Here is a 19,045-nt window from a genome sequence, read left to right on the forward strand (position 1 = left end):
CGCGAAGGCCGCCCTGCCCTAACTAGAGCGGACCGGTCCTGACCAGATCAGAGCCGGTGCGCTCCCGATTCTCATTTTGACGCGTTTTCTTCCGGCGAACCGGCGTCCGCTTCGCTCGAAAGCGCTATAGTAGCGGATCATGAAATTCCTCGATGAAGCCAAGGTCTATATTCGCTCGGGCGACGGCGGCAATGGCTGCGTCGCGTTCCGGCGCGAGAAGTTCATCGAGTTCGGCGGTCCGTCCGGCGGCAATGGCGGCCGCGGCGGCGACGTCATCATCGAGTCCGTCGACGGACTGAACACGCTGATCGACTACCGCTACCAGCAGCACTTCAAGGCGCAGAAGGGCGGCAATGGCATGGGCAAGGACCGCCATGGCGCCAACGGCAAGTCGATCGTGCTGAAAGTGCCTGTCGGCACCCAGGTGTTCGACGAGGACCGCGAGACCCTGCTGCACGACTTCACCGAGCTCGGCGAGACCTTCGTGCTGGCCAAGGGCGGCAATGGCGGCTTCGGCAACGCGCATTTCAAATCCTCCACCAACCGCGCGCCGCGCAACGCCAATCCCGGCGCGCCGGGCGAGGAGCGCTGGATCTGGCTGCGGCTGAAGCTGATCGCCGATGCCGGCCTGGTCGGCCTGCCCAATGCCGGCAAATCGACCTTCCTCTCAGTGGTCAGCGCGGCGCGGCCGAAGATCGCCGACTATCCCTTCACCACGCTGCATCCGCAGCTCGGCGTGGTGAATTACGGCGGCCGCGAATTCGTGCTCGCCGACATCCCCGGCCTGATCGAAGGCGCGCATGAAGGCGCCGGCCTCGGCGATCGTTTTCTGGGCCATGTCGAACGCTGCCGCGTGCTGCTGCATCTGATCGATGCGACCTGCGAGCATGCCGGCAAGGCCTACAAGACGGTGCGCACCGAGCTCGAAGCCTATGAAGGCCAGCTCGCCGACAAGATCGAGATCGTCGCGCTCAACAAGATCGACGCGGTCGCGCCCGACGAGTTGAAGAAGCAGAAGGACCGTCTCAAGCGGGCGGCGAAGAAGACGCCGCTGTTGCTGTCAGGCGCGACCGGCGAGGGCGTGCCGGATGCGCTGCGCGCGCTGGTCGACGTGATCGGCGAAGCGCCGGTGTCCAACAAGGCCAAGGGCCAGACGGACCCGTGGGCGACGCCGGTGCCGCAGGGTTGACGGCATCTCGACTTCCCAAGCCACTTCACGTCCAAGCCACCTCGTGGCGCCTATCGCTTCCACCTTCCTGCCAGACCGCACCCATGAAACGCCCCGCGCTCAAGAATTTTCGCCGCATCGTCGTCAAGGTCGGCTCGTCGCTCTTGGTCGACTCGCAGGCCGGCGAGGTGCGCGCGTCCTGGCTCGCCGCGCTGGTCGACGACATCGCAAAGCTCCACAAGCGGGGCTGCGAGGTCATGGTGGTGTCGTCGGGCTCGATCGCGCTCGGCCGCAGCCGCCTGAAACTGCCGCGCGGCCCGCTGAAGCTCGAGGAGAGCCAGGCTGCCGCCGCGGTCGGCCAGATCGCGCTGGCACGGATCTGGTCGGAGGTGCTCGGCCATCACGGCATCGGCGCCGGACAGATTCTGGTGACGCTGCAGGACACCGAGGAGCGCCGCCGCTATCTCAACGCCCGCTCGACCATCGCAAAGCTGCTCGAATGGCGCGCGGTGCCGGTCATCAACGAGAACGACACCGTCGCCACGACCGAGATCCGCTACGGCGACAATGATCGCCTCGCCGCGCGCGTCGCCACCATGGCGAGCGCGGATCTTCTGATCCTGCTGTCCGATATCGACGGCCTCTACACCGCGCCGCCCGCGGTCGATCCCGACGCCAAGCTGATTCCCGTGGTCGAAAGCATCACCTCGGAGATCGAGGGCATGGCCGGCTCGGCCGGCTCCGAACTGTCGCGCGGCGGCATGACCACCAAGATCGAGGCCGCCAAGATCGCGACCACCGCCGGAACCCATATGCTGATCGCCTCCGGCAAGATCGAGCACCCGTTGCAGGCGATCGCTGATGGCGGCCGCTGCACCTGGTTCCTGACCCCGGCCAATCCCGTCACCGCGCGCAAGCGCTGGATCGCGGGTTCGCTGGAGCCGAAGGGCACGCTGACCATCGATGCCGGTGCGGTCGCGGCGCTGCGCGCCGGCAAGAGCCTGCTGCCGGCCGGCGTCATCAGGGTCGACGGCCAGTTCGCCCGCGGCGACGCCGTGGTGGTGCGCGGCCCGGACGATCATGAGATCGGGCGCGGCCTGGTCGCCTACGACGCCGAGAATGCCGAGAAGATCAAGGGCCGCTCCTCGCCGGACGTGATGGCCATTCTGGGCATCAGCGGGCGCTCCGAGATGATCCATCGCGATGATCTCGTAATCGGCCCGGCCGGGGCGATCCCGGCCAAATAGGCCCAAACCGCCCACTGGGCCGACCGGCCGCCCACCTGCCATGCCGGTTCCGTGCCTCGCCACCCCCCAATTGCCATGCTAGAACATGGCCTTATTCCAAAGCTGGGACTTCCATGAGCGCGCCCCTGAAGGCGATCGACGGCAACGCCGATCTCACCGCCCTGATGACCGACCTCGCCGCCAAGGCGTGCGCCGCCGCGCGCGTGCTGGCGCTGGCGCCGCCGGAGCAGAAGAACCGGGCGCTCGCGGCGATCGAACGCGCGATCCGCGCCAACGCGCCGGCCATTCTCGCCGCCAATGCCGAGGACGTCGCCGAAGCGCGCGCGGGCGGCATGACCGCTGCCTTCGTCGACCGCCTGACACTGACGCAGGCGCGCGTCGACGGCATGGCCGATGGCGTCGCGACCGTGCGCGAGATCGTCGATCCGGTCGGCGCCGTCACCGAAAGCTGGCAGCGTCCGAACGGCATGACGATCGAACGCGTGCGGGTGCCGCTCGGCGTGATCGGCGTGATCTTCGAGAGCCGTCCCAATGTCGCCGCCGATGCCGGCGTGCTGTGCCTGAAGGCGGGCAACGCCGTGATCCTGCGCGGCGGCTCCGACAGCTTCCGCTCCTGCCGCGCGATTCATGAGTGCCTGGTGCAGGGCCTGCGCGAAGCCGGCCTGCCGGAAGCCGCCATCACGCTGGTGCCGACGCGCGATCGTGCGGCCGTCGGCCTGATGCTGACGGGATTGAACGGCGGCATCGACGTGATCGTGCCGCGCGGCGGCAAGAGCCTGGTCGGGCGCGTCGAGGCGGAGGCGCGCGTTCCGGTGTTCGCGCATCTCGAGGGCGTCAACCACATTTATGTCGATGCCAGCGCAAAGCTCGACATGGCCAAGTCGGTCGTGCTCAACGCCAAGATGCGTCGTCCGGGCGTCTGCGGCGCGGTCGAGACGCTGCTGATCGATCGCGATGCTGCCGCGACGAAGCTGAGGCCGCTGGTCGCGATGTTGATCGAGGCCGGTTGCGAAGTGCGCGGCGACGACATCGTGCAAGGCGCCGATGCCCGGGTGAAGCCCGCGTCCGACGAGGACTGGAACACCGAATATGAGGACGCGATCATCTCGGCGAAGATCGTCGACGGCCTCGATGAAGCGATTGCACATATTCAGAATCACGGCTCGCATCACACCGATGCGATCGTGACGGAGGATACGGCTGCCGCGCAAAGATTTCTCAACGAGGTCGATTCGGCGATCGTGCTGCACAACGCCTCGACCCAGTTCGCCGATGGCGGCGAGTTCGGCTTCGGCGCGGAGATCGGAATCGCCACCGGCAAATTCCACGCCCGCGGCCCGGTCGGTGCCGAGCAGCTGACGAGCTTCAAATACCGCGTCCACGGCACCGGGCAGACGCGGCCGTGATCATTGTCGCACGCGCACGGTAGACCCTTGCAGCAAGCCTCGCCCGTGTCGTTATCCGCAGCCCAGGCGCTGCCGTTCTATACCAACGGCATGCGCATCGGGCTGCTCGGCGGCTCGTTCAACCCGCCGCACGCCGCGCATCGCGCCATCAGCCAGTTCGCGCTGAAGCGCCTGCAGCTCGATCGCGTGTGGTGGCTGCTGACGCCGGGCAATCCGCTGAAGAACCACGATGGCTTGCACGCGCTCGCCGAGCGCGCCGAGGCCGCGCGCCGCGTTGCCGACGATCCGCGCATCGACATCAGCTGTCTCGAAGCTGTCATCGGTACCCGCTACACTGTCGACACGATCATCCACTTGCGCCGCCGTGTCTCCGGCGTGCACTTCGTCTGGATCATGGGCGCTGACAATCTCGCGCAATTTCATCGCTGGAAAGATTGGCGGCGCATCGCGTCCGATGTGCCGATTGCCGTGATCGACCGACCGCCCCAAAGCTTCCGCGCCCTTGCCGCACCGGCGGCGCAGGCGCTCGCGCGCTATCGCATGCCCGAAAATCAGGCTACACGGCTGGCCGACCAGCAGGCGCCGGCCTGGGTGTTCCTGACAGGAATGAAATCCAATTTGTCTTCGACCGGACTGCGGAACCCGGACGGGAGCTGGAGGACGGTGTGAAGCGCAAAAGGGTTACTGGAATATTGAAACCATTAACCCCACATGCGTAGTATGGTGCGTGGGGCCGAGGATTCGGCACCCGCGATACAGTGAAAGGAATGGTCCCTGGCCACATCTGTATTGTCCAAGTCTGTTTTACCCAAGGTTCCAAAGACTGCGCGTAAAACATCGACGAAAACCGCGGCCTTGCAGGCACAACCGGATGCCGACAAACCGGATGCCAACAAGACGCTGAGCCTGATCCTCTCCCGCCTCGAGGATATGAAGGCGGAAGAAACGGTCACCATCGACCTTCGCGGCAAATCCGCATATTCCGACTACATGATCATCACCACCGGCCGGGTGAACCGGCACGTTGGCGCGATCGCGGACAATGTCACGAAGGGCCTCAAGGAAAACGGGGTCACGAGCATCCACGTCGAGGGTCTAACCAACTGCGACTGGGTGTTGATCGATTCCGGCGATGTGATCGTGCACGTGTTCAGGCCTGAGGTGCGCGAGTTCTACAATCTCGAACGGTTGTGGACTCAGAACCCGGCGGTCGCGGCGGTCTAAAGGGTACCGAAGCCGATGCGAATCGGCTGCAGCGCAGCTAGTCTGCGTTGATGCGCGTCGTCGTCATCTGCATCGGCCGTCTGAAACAGGGCCCTGAACGGGAGCTCGCGGAACGCTACCGCGAGCGCTTTGAGGATGCCGGCCGCAAGCTCGGATTTCGCGGCATCGAGATTCATGAGATCGCGGAAAGCCGCGCGCGCGACGCATCCGCACGCATCGCCGAAGAGGCCGCGGCGATCTCGGCGCTCCTGCCTGAAAGGCACGCGCTGGTCGCGCTCGACGAACGCGGCAAGAGCATCGACAGCGCAAGCTTCGCGCAGCAGCTCGGCCGCTGGCGCGACGAGGGAACAGCACATACAGTCTTCGTGATCGGCGGCGCGGACGGACTTTCGCCAGAATTGCAGCGCAAGGCTTCGTTGCGAATTGCATTCGGCTCGGCGACCTGGCCACATCAAATGGTCCGCGTCATGCTTCTGGAACAGATTTATCGGGCCGCAACCATTTTGGCCGGCCATCCCTATCATCGCGCCTGAGGCGCGACGACGGACCGGCGAAAGCGCTGAACGCACGCGAATGCAGCACAAGCGGAACATGTCTTCGAATCCCGGCACTGCGCGCCGCCGCGGGCTGCCGTTGTCGATCGCGCTGTTCGCCGCCTTCCCGCTGGCATCGGCGCATGCGCAGGCGACGCCGCCGGCGCAACAATCCGCGCCGCCGGCACAGCAGGCCGCCGCGGCGGAGACCTCACCCGACGCCATCAAGCAGCGCGAGCAGGAGCTCGAGGCCGCGCGCGAGCAGCAGCGCAAGGCGACCGAGCTGCAGGAGAAGCTGAAGGCCGATATCGCCGCGATCGGCCAGGACCGCAGCAAGCTCAATCAGCAGCTGATCGACATTGCCGGCCAGGTGCGCGGCGTCGAGACGCGGATCGCCGACGCCGAAGCGCGCTTGCAGCCGCTCGACGGGCGCGAGCGCGAAATCCGCAGCTCGCTCGATTCACGGCGTTCCGAAGTGATCGAGGTGCTGGCTGCGCTGCAACGCGCCGGACGGCGTACTCCGCCGGCGCTGCTGGTGCGGCCCGAGGACGCGCTGCAATCGCTGCGCACCGCGATGCTGCTCGGCGCCGTGGTGCCGGAACTGCGCGTCCGCGCCGAGAGGCTTGCGGCCGACCTCGGCGAACTGGTCGCGCTGCGCAAGACCATCTCGACCGAGCGCGACGCGCTGGCGGCCGACCGCGACAAGCTCAGGGAGGACCAGACCCGGCTGGCGGCACTGGTCGATGAGCGCCAGCGGCAGCAGAGCGCGGCGGAAAAGGACATGGAGGCCGAAGGCGCCCGCGCCATCGCCCTGTCGAAGCAGGCCGACAATCTGCAGAGCCTGATCGCCAAGATGGAGCAGGACCTCAAGAGCGCGGCCAAGGCCGCCGCCACGGCCAGCCTCCAGGGGGCGCCGGCGACGGTTAACGGCAAGCCGAATCTGGGGGCTCTGAAGGACCCGGCCCGCATGAGCCCGGCGGTCGCCTTCGCCTCGGCCAAGGGCCTGTTCTCCTATCCCGTGAATGGCACCAAGATTCGCGAGTTTGGCGGTTCCGACGGCGCGGGGGGCCTACAAAAGGGCATTTCTTTGGCAGCCAAGCCCGGCGCGCAGGTCACAACCCCGTGTGACGGCTGGGTTGTTTACGCTGGTCCTTTCCGCAGCTATGGACAACTCTTGATCCTCAATGCCGGGGGCGGGTATCATGTCCTGATCGCCGGGATGGAGCGTATTTCGGTAAACATCGGCCAGTTTGTACTTACGGGGGAGCCGGTTGCGACCATGGGGTCGACGTCCCAAGTTGCATCCATTCTCGCGACAAATGCGAGCCAGCCAGTGCTCTATGTCGAGTTCCGGAAAGACGGCACTCCAATCGATCCAGGTCCATGGTGGGCCGCAAATGAAGGCGAAAAGGTTCGCGGATGATGCGCAAGACTTCGGTAATTCTCCTTAGCGCCGCCACCGGCGCGGCCCTGACGCTTTTCGTCACGCAGCCCCGCGCTGTGCTGATGGGATCGAGCGCGCGCGCCGCGACGTCGGACACCTACCGCCAGCTCAATCTGTTCGGCGACGTGTTCGAGCGCGTGCGCAGCGATTACGTCGAAAAGCCCGACGACTCCAAGCTGGTCGAATCCGCGATCTCGGGCATGCTGTCTGGCCTCGACCCGCATTCGAGCTACATGGATGCCAAGAGCTTCCGCGACATGCAGGTGCAGACCCGCGGCGAGTTCGGCGGCCTCGGCATCGAGGTCACGATGGAAGACGGCCTGATCAAGGTGGTTTCGCCGATCGACGACACTCCGGCCTCGAAGGCCGGCATCATGGCCAACGACATCATCACCACGCTCGACGACGAGGCGGTGCAGGGCCTGACGCTGAACCAGGCCGTCGAGAAGATGCGCGGTCCGGTCAACACCAAGATCAAGCTCAAGATCATCCGCAAGGGCCAGGACAATCCGATCGACGTCACGCTGGTGCGCGACAACATCCGCGTCCGCTCGGTGCGCGCCCGCGTCGAGGCCGACGACATCGCCTATATCCGCATCACCACCTTCAACGAGCAGACCACCGAAGGCCTGAAGAAGGAGATGGCCAATCTGCAGGGCCAGATCGGCGACAAGCTGAAGGGCTATATCATCGACCTCAGGAACAACCCCGGCGGCCTGCTCGAAGAGGCGGTCACCGTGTCCGACTCCTTCCTGGAGCGTGGCGAGATCGTCTCGACCCGCGGCCGCAATGCCGAGGAAACCCAGCGCCGCGCTGCCCATCCGGGCGATCTCGCCAAGGGCAAGCCGGTCATCGTGCTGGTCAACGGCGGCTCGGCCTCGGCCTCCGAGATCGTCGCCGGCGCGCTGCAGGACCACAAGCGGGCGACGCTGGTCGGCACCCGCTCGTTCGGCAAGGGCTCGGTGCAGACCATCATCCCGCTCGGCTCGGGCAACGGCGCGCTGCGCCTGACCACCGCGCGCTACTACACGCCGTCCGGCAAGTCGATCCAGGCCAAGGGCATCGTACCCGATATCGAGGTGCTGCAGGACGTGCCGGACGAGCTGAAGGCGCGCACCGACACCAAGGGCGAGGCTTCACTGCGCGGCCATCTGAAGACGAACGATGGCGACGAGAAGACCGGCTCGCAGTCCTACGTCCCGCCGGACGCCAAGGACGACAAGGCGCTGAAGATGGCCGACGACCTGCTGCACGGCATCAAGTCGACCTCGAGCGCGCCCCCGGCGCAGGCAGCCCCCGGCGACAAGGCGGCGGTCGACAAGCCCGGCAACAAGGCCGCGAACTGAATCCAACCAAATCGATTCGGCGAACAGGGCGGCCCTCGGGCCGCCCTTTCTGCATTCGGTGTCCACCCGTAACCGTGCTTTGACGGGGAGGCCGGCGCGCGGGAAATGCACCGCATCGTGCTATCGTTCGCGCTGTTGATTCGGGGAGGGGCATGGCAGAGGCGGCCGACGAACTGAGCACGCCGCTTGGTCAGAAGACCGTGGGCAGGGCACGCCGTTTCCGCCTGCCGTTTACGGCGATGCAGGCGCTCGCCGTGGTGCTGGGACTGGTGCTGGTCGGCTTCGCCGGCATCGCGCTGTTCAACGACAATCCGCTCGGCGGCGAGCCGATTGCGCGCATCACCCTCCGTAATCTCCCGCCCGCAGCCGCCGACGACAAGCACGCTCCGGCCGGCCAGGCCGCCGAACCGGCGGTCAAATCCGCCGCCAAGGCGCCGGCCGAGACCAAGAGCGACGCCAAGAACGACGCCAAGACCGTCACGATCATCGACGGCTCCAGCGGCAAGCGCCAGGACGTGGTGATCGGCGCCGGCGATCCGGCCGACAAGGCGGATGGCGAGGCGGCGCCGCTGGCGATGTCCGGGATCGACCCGCGCCTGCTGGAGAAGTCGCGCTACGGCATGATCCCGGCAGTCGCCGACGGCCTGAAGCCGTTCACGGTCTATGCGGCCGAGGCCGACCGCGCCAAGGCGGCCCGGATGCCCGTGGTCGCCATCGTGGTCGCCGGCCTCGGCGTCGGCGCCGCCAAGACCGCCGACGCCATCATGAAGCTGCCGCCGGCCGTGACGCTGGCCTTCACGCCCTATGGCGCCGACCCCGGCAAGCTGGCGGAACGCGCAAGGACGCAGCGCCACGAGATCCTGCTGCAGATCCCGATGGAGCCGTTCGACTATCCGGACAACGATCCCGGCCCGCAGACCCTGCTGACCACGCTGAGCGGCGAGCAGAACCTCGACCGGCTCTATTGGCACCTGAGCCGCCTGCAGGGCTATGCCGGGATCGCCAATTTCATGGGCGCCCGGTTCGTCGCGACCGACCTCGTGATGCAGCCCATCGTGCGCGAAGCGGCCAAGCGCGGCCTGAGCTATTTCGACGACGGTTCCACCCCGCGCAGCGTCGCGCAGACCCTGTCCGCGGGCCAGTCGCTGCCGTTCGCCAGGGCCGATTTCGCCATCGACGCGGTGCCGACCTCGGCGGAGATCGACCGCGCGCTGGTCAAGCTGGAAACCATCGCCAAGGAACGCGGCACCGCCGTCGGCGTCGCCTCGGCGCTGCCGGTCTCGATCGAGCGGCTCGGCGCCTGGCTCAAGACACTGGACTCCAAGGGCATTATGCTTGTGCCATTGACAACCGCGATGCTGAAATCAAAATCGGGCTAGAGATCAATCTGTTGGTGCAGCTTCGACCTTGCCGGGGGGCCGGGTCGGACGGCATCGGGAAATGCGAGGTAGCGGCAGCATGGCACGTTATGAAGACCTGCCCTATCGAACCTGCGTCGGCATCATGCTGCTGAATGCGGCGGGGCTGGTCTTCATCGGACGCCGCGCGGGCGGCATCGAGCATGTCGACGACGCCCATGTCTGGCAGATGCCGCAAGGCGGCGTCGATCCCGGCGAGGATACGTTTCAGGCCGCCCGGCGCGAGCTCTATGAAGAGACCAGCATCAAATCGGTGGAGAAGCTCGGCGAGGTCTCGGACTGGCTGATCTATGATATCCCGCGCACCGTCGCCGGCCGCGCCTGGAAGGGACGCTATCGCGGCCAGCGGCAAAAATGGTTCGCGCTGCGCTTCACCGGCGACGAGAAAGAGATCAACGTCGCCAACCCCGGCGGCGGCCACAAGGCCGAGTTCATCACCTGGCGCTGGGAGCCGATGAAGAATCTGCCGGAGCTGATTGTGCCGTTCAAGCGTCCGGTCTATGAGCGCGTCGTGAAAGAGTTCGCCGGTCTGGCGGCCAAGTAGACCCACGACGTATCCATCGAGATGTCATCAGATAAGCCCTACCGCCCCAATGTGGGCATCGCGCTGTTCAACAGCGAAGGACGCGTGCTGATCGGCCACCGGATCAAGGACGACGGTCCGGAGATCGTGCTGCCCGGCCTCGAATGGCAGATGCCGCAAGGCGGCATCGATGCGGGTGAGGATCCGCGCCAGGCCGTGATGCGCGAATTGTGGGAAGAGACCGGGGCGGTCAGCGCCGACTATCTCGGCGAGACCGGCTGGATGACCTACGATTTCCCCGCCTATGACGGACCGGCATCGCACCGGCTGGCCAAATTCCGCGGCCAGCGGCAGAAATGGTTTGCGCTGCGCTTCACCGGGCGCGACGAGGAGATCGATCCGTTGACGCCGCGCAACGGCCAGCCCGCGGAGTTCGATCAATGGCGCTGGGAGCGCCTCGACCGCGTCGCCGACCTCGTGGTGCCGTTCCGTCGCGACGTCTATCGCGCGGTCGCGGCCCACTTCGCGGAATTCGCCGGCTGATCCGAGCATGGTCCGGAAAAGTGTGTAGCGGTTTTTCGCCGCGACAAACGCAAGGCGTTTGCGCGGAGACCATGCTCGAATCAAAGAGCCAGGGCTGGATGACGATTCGAAGCAACGTCATCCCGCTCTGGCGACGGGATGCGCCGCGCATCGCCCGGCGTCATGCCGTAGCTCGCGCGGAACACGCGATAGAAGGTCGCGATGCTGTCGAAGCCGCACGCGAACGCGATCTCGTCGATGCCGCGCTCCTGCATGGAATACAGCAGCTGCCTCGCCAGCCTCAGCCTCGTTGCCGTCAGCGTCCGCGCGAACGACAGACCGGTCGGCTCGAACAGCGCATGCAATTGCCGGAGCGAGATGCCGAGCTCGGTTGCGACCGCGGCCGGCGTGAGCGAGGCACGATGCAGATCGCGCAGCAGAATTTCGCGCGCAGCGTGGAGATAGCCCGCGCGCAGCGCGGCGCGGATCTCATCCTGGCGCGGCCGCAGGCGCCCGCGCGCAAGCAGCGCCAGGCGCACCATATGAGTGACTGCGCCAGCGAACTGCCCGGCTTGCGCCGGATCGCGCGTCATCGAGCGATACATGGCGCCGACAAGCCGGGTCAGCCCCGCATCGCGCGCCAGCGCCACCGGCGGCACGTCCTCGGTCCGCGCGCCGAGCACGAGCTCGCTGGTGACTGGAATCTTGAGGCTGAAGAAGTCAAAGCCGTCGGTCCGTTCCGGCGTCGACGCAAACGGAAGATTGGAATGGCCGAACACCAGGTCGCCGTTGCGCACGAACTGGACGCGGTCGCGGCCGATATTCATGTGGCCCGGGCCGCGCACCTGCCAGGCGAGATGCAGGCTGTTGCTCGGAACGCGCTCAATGTCGGATGACGTCCGGCTGACGCGATAGGAGGACGCCGACATTTGCGCCAGCACCGCGTCGCCCACCGGGGTCGCCGAAAAGCGTCCGCGGAAATCGGGCCGCTTGTTGCGCTCGAGCTCGATGGTCACTCCGAACAGGCTTTTGCCGCGCACGTCGCACCAGTGCTCAAAACGGTCCTGCGGGCGGAGAGCATCGGTGGAGAAAGTCAGCACAATATTCCGTCCGTTACGTCCAAAGTAAAATCGCGATGCGGTTGGGCCAATTCGTCATCGCGCGGCAGATTGTCATTTGTGCACGATCCCGGCTGTAAGCTGCTTCACATCTTCCAGATCCTAGTTCGGGCCGACCGTGAACGGACCGATCGCGATCACATGACAATCGCTGTCGCGCCTGGCGCACTCTCCCAGCGCGGCATTGATCGCGTTCTGCTCGTTCTCCGCCTTCAATCCCAGTCCCGGCCGTCCCTGTGTCCCGACCGCGACCGCATTCCAGCCTGCCGTCGCATCGGCAAGCTTGCGCGCGACGTCGGCCCGCTCAGCCGGCGTGATGACCGAGCTGTCCGCGGCCCTGAGGAAGCCCGTCACGCGCAACGTCGCCGGGATCGGCACCACGAAGACATCGTCGACCGCGACGATCGTGCAGGGCACGCCCGCGACCGCGCCGCAGGCCTGCAGGTTGCGCCGCGCCGATTCCTCGAGCGAATCGATGCCTGCATTGAAGAAGTAGTGGCCGCCCGGACCGAGCGCGATGGTTCGCGTCTTGCGGCCCGGCACGAACAGGCTGTCGAGCCGGGCCCTGGCCGCATCGCGCAGCAGCGGAACGTCCCTGGTGGCGTACGGCTTCTCGACCAGCACGTCGCGCCTGACCCACGGCAAGGGCGGCACCGGCGGCTGGCCATGGGCATACACGATCGCATTGCCGACGGCGTACAGCTCGCACTTGCGCGGCGAGCCGGCGTTGTCGGCGCGCTTCTGACATTGCTCGAGCGCCGCGGTCTTCGCCGCCTCCGCGCTTGGCTGCGCCACGGTCCATCCGACGAAGCCGTTGATGTTGAGCGCGATCGCCTTGGCATCGCTTGCGGGCACATATTCGGTCGCGAGCACGCTGCGGGTACGGTCGCTGACGAAGGGAATGATGTCGGTCGCGAGCTTGTCGCCTGAGGCAGTCGAAGGCGGCGGAGGGGACGCCGGCGCGGCCAATGTCGGCGCGGGGTTCGCTGGGGCAGACGGCACCGTCGATGCCGGCGGCGACGGCGCGATCAATGGTACCGGCGAAGGCGATGCCAGGGGCGTGGATGCCGGCGCGTTGCTCGCCATGGAAGCAGGCTTCGTCGCTGACGTTTCCAGCTTGGTGTAATACAGGAAGCCGCCGACGCCGATCGCGGCGAGCAGCACCAGAGTGACGGCAGCGGGCCACATCCAGGCCGGCGCACCCGCCGGTGCTGCCTTGATCGGCTTCTTGACCTGCGGCATCGCGTAGGTGCCGTCCTCGCGCCGCATCGCCACCATGTAGGCGTGCACGGGGGTCGGGATGTTCTTCACTTCCTGCGCGCCGATGTCGGCGAACTGCACCGACAGCTTGTTGGCGACCTGCTCATGCACCGCGCGCGACACGCAGATGCCGCCGACCTCGGCGAGGCCCTCGAGCCGGGCTGCGATATTGACGCCGTCACCAAGCAGATCGCCATCGCGCTCGACCACATCGCCGATGGTGATGCCGATCCGGAACGCCATCTGCCGGCTCGGCGGATAGGCCATGTTGCGCGTACGCAGGCTTTCCTGGATGTCGATCGCGCAGCGCACGGCTTCGACGGCGCTGGGAAATTCCGCGAGCACCGCATCGCCCGCGGTGTTGAAGATACGGCCGCCGCCCTTTGCAATGAAATCGTCGGTAACCTGCCGGTAGGAGGCGAGCCGCCGCAGCGTCTCTTCCTCATCCTCGGCAACCAATCGACTATAGCCTGCAATATCGGCGGCAAAGATCGCTGCGATCTTGCGCTTCATGAGCACCAGCCCCGGAACTCAAATATGCCGGGGAGAATGCCGCCAGACGCTCGCGGGCGCAACAAGCATTCAGCGCCTGCCGGGGTGCGGCGGACGTTGAATTGATCAAGTCACGATCGACCGGGACTGGAAGGATGTGAGCGATTTCACAGAGCGAGCCGGGTCACCCGGCGCAACGGCGCGATCGCTGGTCAGCAACCGCGCCTTAGTGCATAGCCGTGGTGTTGAGCTCGTGCTGGATGCTCTTGAAGTGGTCGAGCCGCTCGATCGCGTGATCAAGCTCGGAGCCCTCCTTCTCGGCCAGCTTCTCTTCCATCTCCTTGATGGTCTCCGCGAACTTCGCGCGGTCGAGTTCGGCGATCGTGGTCGCGACGTCGGCGAGCACGGTGAGGCCCTTGTCCGACACCTCGGCGAGACCGCCGAGCACGATCACCTTGTCGCGCTTGCCGGCAACCGTGATCGTCAGGATACCCGGACGAACCGTGGCGACGACCGGAGCGTGTCCGGCAAGCACACCGAAATCACCCTCCACGCCGGGGACGTCAACCTGATCGACCTCGCCGGAGAAGGCGAGCTTTTCGGGAGAGACGAGATCGAAGTGGAAGGTGGTCATGGTCTTTCCGTTCTTTGCGCTGTCACCCGCGGGCTCGACCCGCGGGTCCATCAGTCAAAATAATTCTCGCGATGGATCGCCGGATCGAGTCCGGCGACGACGACATCCCGCAGCTCAGGCCGCCTCGGCGGCGAGCTTCTTGCCCTTCTCGACGGCTTCTTCGATGGTGCCGACCATGTAGAACGCCGCTTCCGGCAGATGGTCGTACTTGCCCTGGCAGAGATCGCGGAAGCCCTTGATGGTGTCGGCGAGGTCGACGAACTTGCCCGGCGAGCCGGTGAAGATTTCGGCGACGTGGAACGGCTGCGACAGGAAGCGCTCGACCTTGCGGGCGCGGGCCACCGTCAGCTTGTCCTCTTCCGACAGTTCGTCCATGCCGAGAATGGCGATGATGTCCTGCAGCGACTTGTAGCGCTGCAGGATCTGCTGGACGAGGCGCGCGGTGTTGTAGTGCTCTTCACCGACAACCAGCGCCGACAGCATGCGCGAGGTCGAGTCGAGCGGGTCCACCGCCGGATAGATGCCCTTTTCCGAGATCGCGCGCGACAGCACCGTGGTGGCGTCCAAGTGCGCGAACGAGGTGGCGGGCGCCGGGTCGGTCAAGTCGTCGGCCGGCACGTAGATCGCCTGCACCGAGGTGATCGAGCCCTTCTGCGTGGTGGTGATGCGTTCCTGCAGCGCGCCCATGTCGGTCGCGAGCGTCGGCTGATAACCCACGGCCGAAGGAATACGGCCGAGCAGCGCCGACACTTCCGAACCCGCCTGGGTGAAGCGGAAGATGTTGTCGACGAAGAACAGCACGTCCTGGCCCTGGTCGCGGAAGTGCTCGGCGACCGTCAGACCGGTCAGGCCGACGCGGGCGCGAGCGCCCGGCGGCTCGTTCATCTGGCCGAACACCAGCGCGCACTTCGACTTCACGCTCGGATCCGGATTGTGCGGATCGGCGTTGACCTTCGATTCGATGAACTCGTGATAGAGGTCGTTGCCTTCGCGGGTGCGCTCGCCGACGCCGGCGAACACGGAGTAACCGCCGTGCGCCTTCGCGACGTTGTTGATCAGCTCCTGAATCAGCACGGTCTTGCCGACGCCGGCGCCGCCGAACAGGCCGATCTTGCCGCCCTTGGCGTACGGAGCCAGCAGATCGACGACCTTGATGCCGGTGACGAGAATTTCCGCTTCGGTGGACTGATCGGTGTAGGTCGGCGCTTCCTGATGGATGGCGCGGACGCCTTCGGCCTTGATCGGGCCGGCTTCGTCGATCGGCTCGCCGATGACGTTGATGATGCGGCCGAGCGTGCCTTCGCCGACCGGAACGCGGATCGGCTCGCCGGTGTCGGTCACTTCCTGGCCGCGGACCAGACCTTCGGTGATGTCCATCGCGATGGTACGGACGGTCGATTCACCGAGATGCTGCGCGACTTCGAGCACCAGGCGGTTGCCGCCGTTCTTGGTCTCGAGCGCATTCAGAATCGCGGGAAGGTGGCCTTCGAACTGCACGTCGACCACGGCGCCCGTGACCTGGGTAACGCGACCGATCGGATTGGCTGCTGTAGCCATGGATTGTTCTCCTTCGAAAATCTGCCTTAGACCGCCTCAGCGCCGGAGATGATCTCGATCAGCTCCTTCGTGATCTGGGCCTGGCGGGTCCGGTTGTAAATCAGGGTTTGCTTGCGGATCATTTCGCCTGCGTTGCGCGTCGCGCTGTCCATCGCGCTCATTTGTGCGCCGTAGAACGAGGCGTTGTTTTCCAGCAGCGCGCGGAAGACCTGCACCGCGAGGTTGCGTGGCAGCAGGCTGCCGAGAATCTGGTCTTCCTCAGGCTCGTATTCATACGACGTCGCGGGAGCAGCACCTGCCGCGGGCGCGGCAACCTCGAGCGGGATGATCTGCTGCGCGGTCGGGATCTGCGCGATCACCGACTGGAAGCGCGAATAGAACAGCGTGCAGACATCGAACTCGCCGGCCTCGAACCGCGCCAGCACCTTGTTGGCGATGTCCTCGGCGTTGACGAAGCCGATCTGCCGCACCGAACGCAGGTCGAGATGCTCGACAATCCGCTTCTCGAAGGTCCGCCGCAGCTGCTCGTAGCCCTTGCGGCCGACGCAGAAGAACTTCACGTCCTTGCCCTGCGCCAGCAGCGACTGGGCCCGCTCGCGCGCCAGGCGCACGATGGCCGAGTTGAACGCACCGGACAGGCCGCGCTCGCCGGTGCACACCAGCAGCAGGTGGACCTGGTCGTTGCCGGTGCCGGCGAGCAGCGCTGGCGCGCCGGGCGTGCCATTGGCCGCGGCTGCGATGTTGGAAATCACCGCATCCATCTTGGTGGCATAGGGCCGCGCCGCTTCGGCGGCGTTCTGCGCGCGGCGCAGCTTGGAGGCTGCGACCATCTGCATGGCCTTGGTGATCTTCTGCGTCGCCTTGGTCGAGGCGATGCGGACCCGCATGTCTTTTAGTGACGCCATTCTTCGTTCACCCCGGCGATCCGACCACAATGGTCAGATCGCAAGCCTCCGTTCGTCACGCCCGGCGGCGAGCCGGGCGACGCCCCATTCGTTATGCAAACGTCTTGGCGAAGCTATCGACCGCCGACTTCAGCTTGGCGGCACTGTCATCGGACAGATCGCGGCTGTCGCGGATCGCGTTGAGGATGTCGACATGCTTGCCGCGCAGCAGCGACAACAGGCCATCCTCGAACGCCTTCACCTTGTTGAGCGGCAGCGCGTCGAGATAGCCGTTGGTGCCGGCCCAGATCACGCAGACCTGCTCTTCCATCTTCAGCGGCGAGAACTGCGGCTGCTTCAGGAGCTCGGTAAGGCGCGAACCGCGGTTCAGCAGGCGCTGGGTCGAGGCGTCGAGGTCGGAGCCGAACTGCGCGAACGCCGCCATTTCGCGGTACTGCGCGAGCTCGCCCTTGATCTTGCCGGCGACCTTCTTGGTGGCCTTGGTCTGCGCCGACGAACCGACGCGCGACACCGACAGACCGACGTTCACCGCGGGACGGATGCCCTGGAAGAACAGGTCGGTTTCCAGGAAGATCTGGCCGTCGGTGATCGAAATCACGTTGGTCGGGATGTAGGCCGACACGTCGTTGGCCTGGGTTTCGATGACCGGCAGCGCCGTCAGCGAGCCCAAACCATGGTCCTTGCCCAGCTTGGCGGCGCGCTCGAGCAGGCGGGAGTGCAGGTAGAACACGTCGCCCGGATAGGCTTCGCGGCCCGGCGGGCGGCGCAGCAGCAGCGACATCTGGCGGTAGGCGACGGCCTGCTTGGACAGATCGTCATAGATGATCACGGCGTGCATGCCGTTGTCGCGGAAGTATTCGCCCATCGTGCAGCCGGTGAACGGCGCGATGTACTGCATCGGCGCCGGGTCGGACGCGGTCGCCGCGACGACGATCGAGTATTCGAGCGCGCCCTGCTCTTCGAGCACCTTGACGAACTGCGCAACCGTGGAGCGCTTCTGACCGACCGCGACGTAGACGCAGTACAGCTTCTGGCTCTCGTCCGGCTGGGCGTTGAGCGGCTTCTGGTTCAGGATGGTGTCGAGCGCGATCGCGGTCTTGCCGGTCTGGCGGTCGCCGATGATCAGCTCGCGCTGGCCGCGGCCGATCGGGATCAGCGCATCGATCGCCTTGAGGCCGGTGGCCATCGGCTCATTCACCGACTTGCGCGGAATGATGCCGGGCGCCTTGACGTCGACGCGCTTGCGCTCGGTGGCCTGGATCGGGCCCTTGCCGTCGATCGGGTTGCCGAGCGCGTCGACGACGCGGCCGAGCAGGCCCTTGCCGACCGGCGCGTCCACGATGGCGCGGGTGCGCTTGACGGTCTGGCCTTCCTTGATCTCGCGGTCGGCGCCGAAGATCACGACGCCGACGTTATCGGTTTCGAGGTTGAGCGCCATGCCGCGCGTGCCGTTCTCGAACTCGACCATTTCACCGGCCTGAACGTTGTCGAGACCGTAGACGCGGGCGATACCGTCACCGACCGACAGCACCTGGCCAACTTCGGTCACCTCGGCTTCCTGGCCGAAATTCTTGATCTGGTCCTTGAGGATCGCAGAAATTTCTGCGGCGCGGATGTCCATCAGCCTGCCTCTTTCATCGCGTTCTTGATCGAATTGAGTTTGGTGCGAAGCGAACTATCCACCATGCGGCTGCCGAGCTTGACCACCAGGCCACCAATAATGGAGGGATCGACCTTCACGTTGAGCGCGACGTCCTTGCCCGTCACTGATTTCAGTGCGGCCTTCAGCGCGTCGAGATTCTTGTCATTGAGCTGCTCGGCGACGGTGACTTCCGCAGTCGCCTCGCCCTTGAACTTCGCCACCAGCGCGCGATAGGCGCGGATCACATCGGAAATGGCGAACAGCCGGCGGTTGGCGGTGAGCACCTTGAGAAACTTTGCCGACGTGCCGGAGATACCGGCCTTGTCGAGCACCGCGGTCAGCGCCTTGAGCTGGGCCTCCGCGGCAAACACCGGGCTGCGAACGAGGCGCTTGAGATCGGCGCTCTCGTTGAGCATGGCCTCGAATTTTTCGAGGTCGGCCCTGACTTGATCGACGGATTTTTCGTCGCGCGCCAACTCGAACAGGGCCGTTGCATAACGACCGGAAACTCCCGAAACGGACGGATCTTCAGCAGCCACGTGCTCGCTCTTTTTTGCTGTCAAATTCACAAGGGAAAAACCGTCGCCACCAAAGCAGCGCCTAGCG

Annotated in this window: 18 protein-coding genes; 11 read left to right on the forward strand and 7 right to left on the reverse strand. The window is 65.8% G+C overall.

What is annotated here, in order from left to right; all coding sequences use genetic code 11:
• Positions 1 to 139 precede the first annotated feature (139 nt).
• The 11 genes from obgE to ACVILL_RS11705 all read left to right on the forward strand — a co-directional run bounded on the left by obgE (position 140) and on the right by ACVILL_RS11705 (position 10,852).
• A complete protein-coding gene (gene obgE, locus ACVILL_RS11655) occupies positions 140 to 1,189 on the forward strand; it encodes a GTPase ObgE (protein WP_456729172.1) in 1,050 nt (349 codons plus the stop codon).
• Positions 1,190 to 1,272: 83 nt separating this feature from the next.
• Complete coding sequence (gene proB / locus ACVILL_RS11660; RefSeq protein WP_456729173.1) at positions 1,273 to 2,415, forward strand: glutamate 5-kinase; 1,143 nt, start codon at positions 1,273 to 1,275, stop codon at positions 2,413 to 2,415.
• Positions 2,416 to 2,528: 113 nt separating this feature from the next.
• On the forward strand, positions 2,529 to 3,821 hold the full coding sequence (locus ACVILL_RS11665; RefSeq protein ID WP_456729174.1) for a glutamate-5-semialdehyde dehydrogenase: 1,293 nt from the start codon (positions 2,529 to 2,531) through the stop codon (positions 3,819 to 3,821).
• A 45-nt stretch (positions 3,822 to 3,866) separates the two neighbouring features.
• Positions 3,867 to 4,490 (forward strand): nicotinate-nucleotide adenylyltransferase, encoded by a 624-nt coding sequence (locus tag ACVILL_RS11670; protein ID WP_456734245.1) that lies wholly within the window; start codon positions 3,867 to 3,869, stop codon positions 4,488 to 4,490.
• A 186-nt stretch (positions 4,491 to 4,676) separates the two neighbouring features.
• Entirely contained in the window at positions 4,677 to 5,045 is a 369-nt protein-coding gene (gene rsfS, locus ACVILL_RS11675) for a ribosome silencing factor (RefSeq protein ID WP_456734246.1), read from the forward strand.
• A 50-nt stretch (positions 5,046 to 5,095) separates the two neighbouring features.
• The gene (gene rlmH, locus ACVILL_RS11680; protein WP_456729175.1) at positions 5,096 to 5,578 is read left to right on the forward strand and encodes a 23S rRNA (pseudouridine(1915)-N(3))-methyltransferase RlmH; all 483 of its coding nucleotides are present in this window, start codon (positions 5,096 to 5,098) and stop codon (positions 5,576 to 5,578) included.
• Positions 5,579 to 5,636: 58 nt separating this feature from the next.
• On the forward strand, positions 5,637 to 7,001 hold the full coding sequence (locus ACVILL_RS11685; RefSeq protein ID WP_456729176.1) for a murein hydrolase activator EnvC family protein: 1,365 nt from the start codon (positions 5,637 to 5,639) through the stop codon (positions 6,999 to 7,001).
• Positions 6,998 to 8,368, forward strand: coding sequence for a S41 family peptidase (locus ACVILL_RS11690; RefSeq protein ID WP_456729177.1), 1,371 nt, complete (start codon positions 6,998 to 7,000; stop codon positions 8,366 to 8,368). The genes ACVILL_RS11685 and ACVILL_RS11690 overlap by 4 nt, the downstream gene beginning before the upstream one ends.
• A gap of 152 nt (positions 8,369 to 8,520) precedes the next feature.
• The gene (locus ACVILL_RS11695; RefSeq protein ID WP_456729178.1) at positions 8,521 to 9,747 is read left to right on the forward strand and encodes a divergent polysaccharide deacetylase family protein; all 1,227 of its coding nucleotides are present in this window, start codon (positions 8,521 to 8,523) and stop codon (positions 9,745 to 9,747) included.
• A 79-nt stretch (positions 9,748 to 9,826) separates the two neighbouring features.
• Positions 9,827 to 10,330, forward strand: a complete 504-nt coding sequence (locus ACVILL_RS11700; protein WP_456729179.1) for an RNA pyrophosphohydrolase — start codon at positions 9,827 to 9,829, stop codon at positions 10,328 to 10,330.
• A gap of 21 nt (positions 10,331 to 10,351) precedes the next feature.
• Positions 10,352 to 10,852 (forward strand): RNA pyrophosphohydrolase, encoded by a 501-nt coding sequence (locus ACVILL_RS11705; protein WP_456729180.1) that lies wholly within the window; start codon positions 10,352 to 10,354, stop codon positions 10,850 to 10,852.
• Between the two features lie 80 nt (positions 10,853 to 10,932).
• On the opposite strand, the gene ACVILL_RS11710 is transcribed toward ACVILL_RS11705, so the two are convergent.
• The 7 genes from ACVILL_RS11710 to ACVILL_RS11740 form a co-directional block, all read right to left on the reverse strand.
• Positions 10,933 to 11,931: a helix-turn-helix transcriptional regulator gene (locus ACVILL_RS11710; protein WP_456729181.1), complete on the reverse strand. Its 999-nt coding sequence runs from the start codon at positions 11,929 to 11,931 to the stop codon at positions 10,933 to 10,935.
• Positions 11,932 to 12,051: 120 nt separating this feature from the next.
• The gene (locus ACVILL_RS11715; RefSeq protein ID WP_456729182.1) at positions 12,052 to 13,722 is read right to left on the reverse strand and encodes an adenylate/guanylate cyclase domain-containing protein; all 1,671 of its coding nucleotides are present in this window, start codon (positions 13,720 to 13,722) and stop codon (positions 12,052 to 12,054) included.
• 205 nt (positions 13,723 to 13,927) lie between these two features.
• Positions 13,928 to 14,335: a F0F1 ATP synthase subunit epsilon gene (locus ACVILL_RS11720; protein WP_456729183.1), complete on the reverse strand. Its 408-nt coding sequence runs from the start codon at positions 14,333 to 14,335 to the stop codon at positions 13,928 to 13,930.
• Between the two features lie 114 nt (positions 14,336 to 14,449).
• On the reverse strand, positions 14,450 to 15,892 hold the full coding sequence (gene atpD / locus ACVILL_RS11725; protein ID WP_076864736.1) for a F0F1 ATP synthase subunit beta: 1,443 nt from the start codon (positions 15,890 to 15,892) through the stop codon (positions 14,450 to 14,452).
• A 26-nt stretch (positions 15,893 to 15,918) separates the two neighbouring features.
• Complete coding sequence (locus tag ACVILL_RS11730; protein WP_456729184.1) at positions 15,919 to 16,797, reverse strand: F0F1 ATP synthase subunit gamma; 879 nt, start codon at positions 16,795 to 16,797, stop codon at positions 15,919 to 15,921.
• 91 nt (positions 16,798 to 16,888) lie between these two features.
• A complete protein-coding gene (gene atpA, locus ACVILL_RS11735) occupies positions 16,889 to 18,418 on the reverse strand; it encodes a F0F1 ATP synthase subunit alpha (protein ID WP_456729185.1) in 1,530 nt (509 codons plus the stop codon).
• Positions 18,418 to 18,978 carry a F0F1 ATP synthase subunit delta gene (locus ACVILL_RS11740; protein ID WP_456729186.1) on the reverse strand — a complete coding sequence of 187 codons (561 nt, stop codon included), beginning with the start codon at positions 18,976 to 18,978 and terminating at the stop codon, positions 18,418 to 18,420. Before ACVILL_RS11740 ends, atpA begins: the two co-directional genes overlap by 1 nt.
• Between the last annotated feature and the right edge of the window lie 67 nt (positions 18,979 to 19,045).

The sequence above is a fragment of the Bradyrhizobium sp. USDA 3364 genome, from assembly GCF_054056355.1.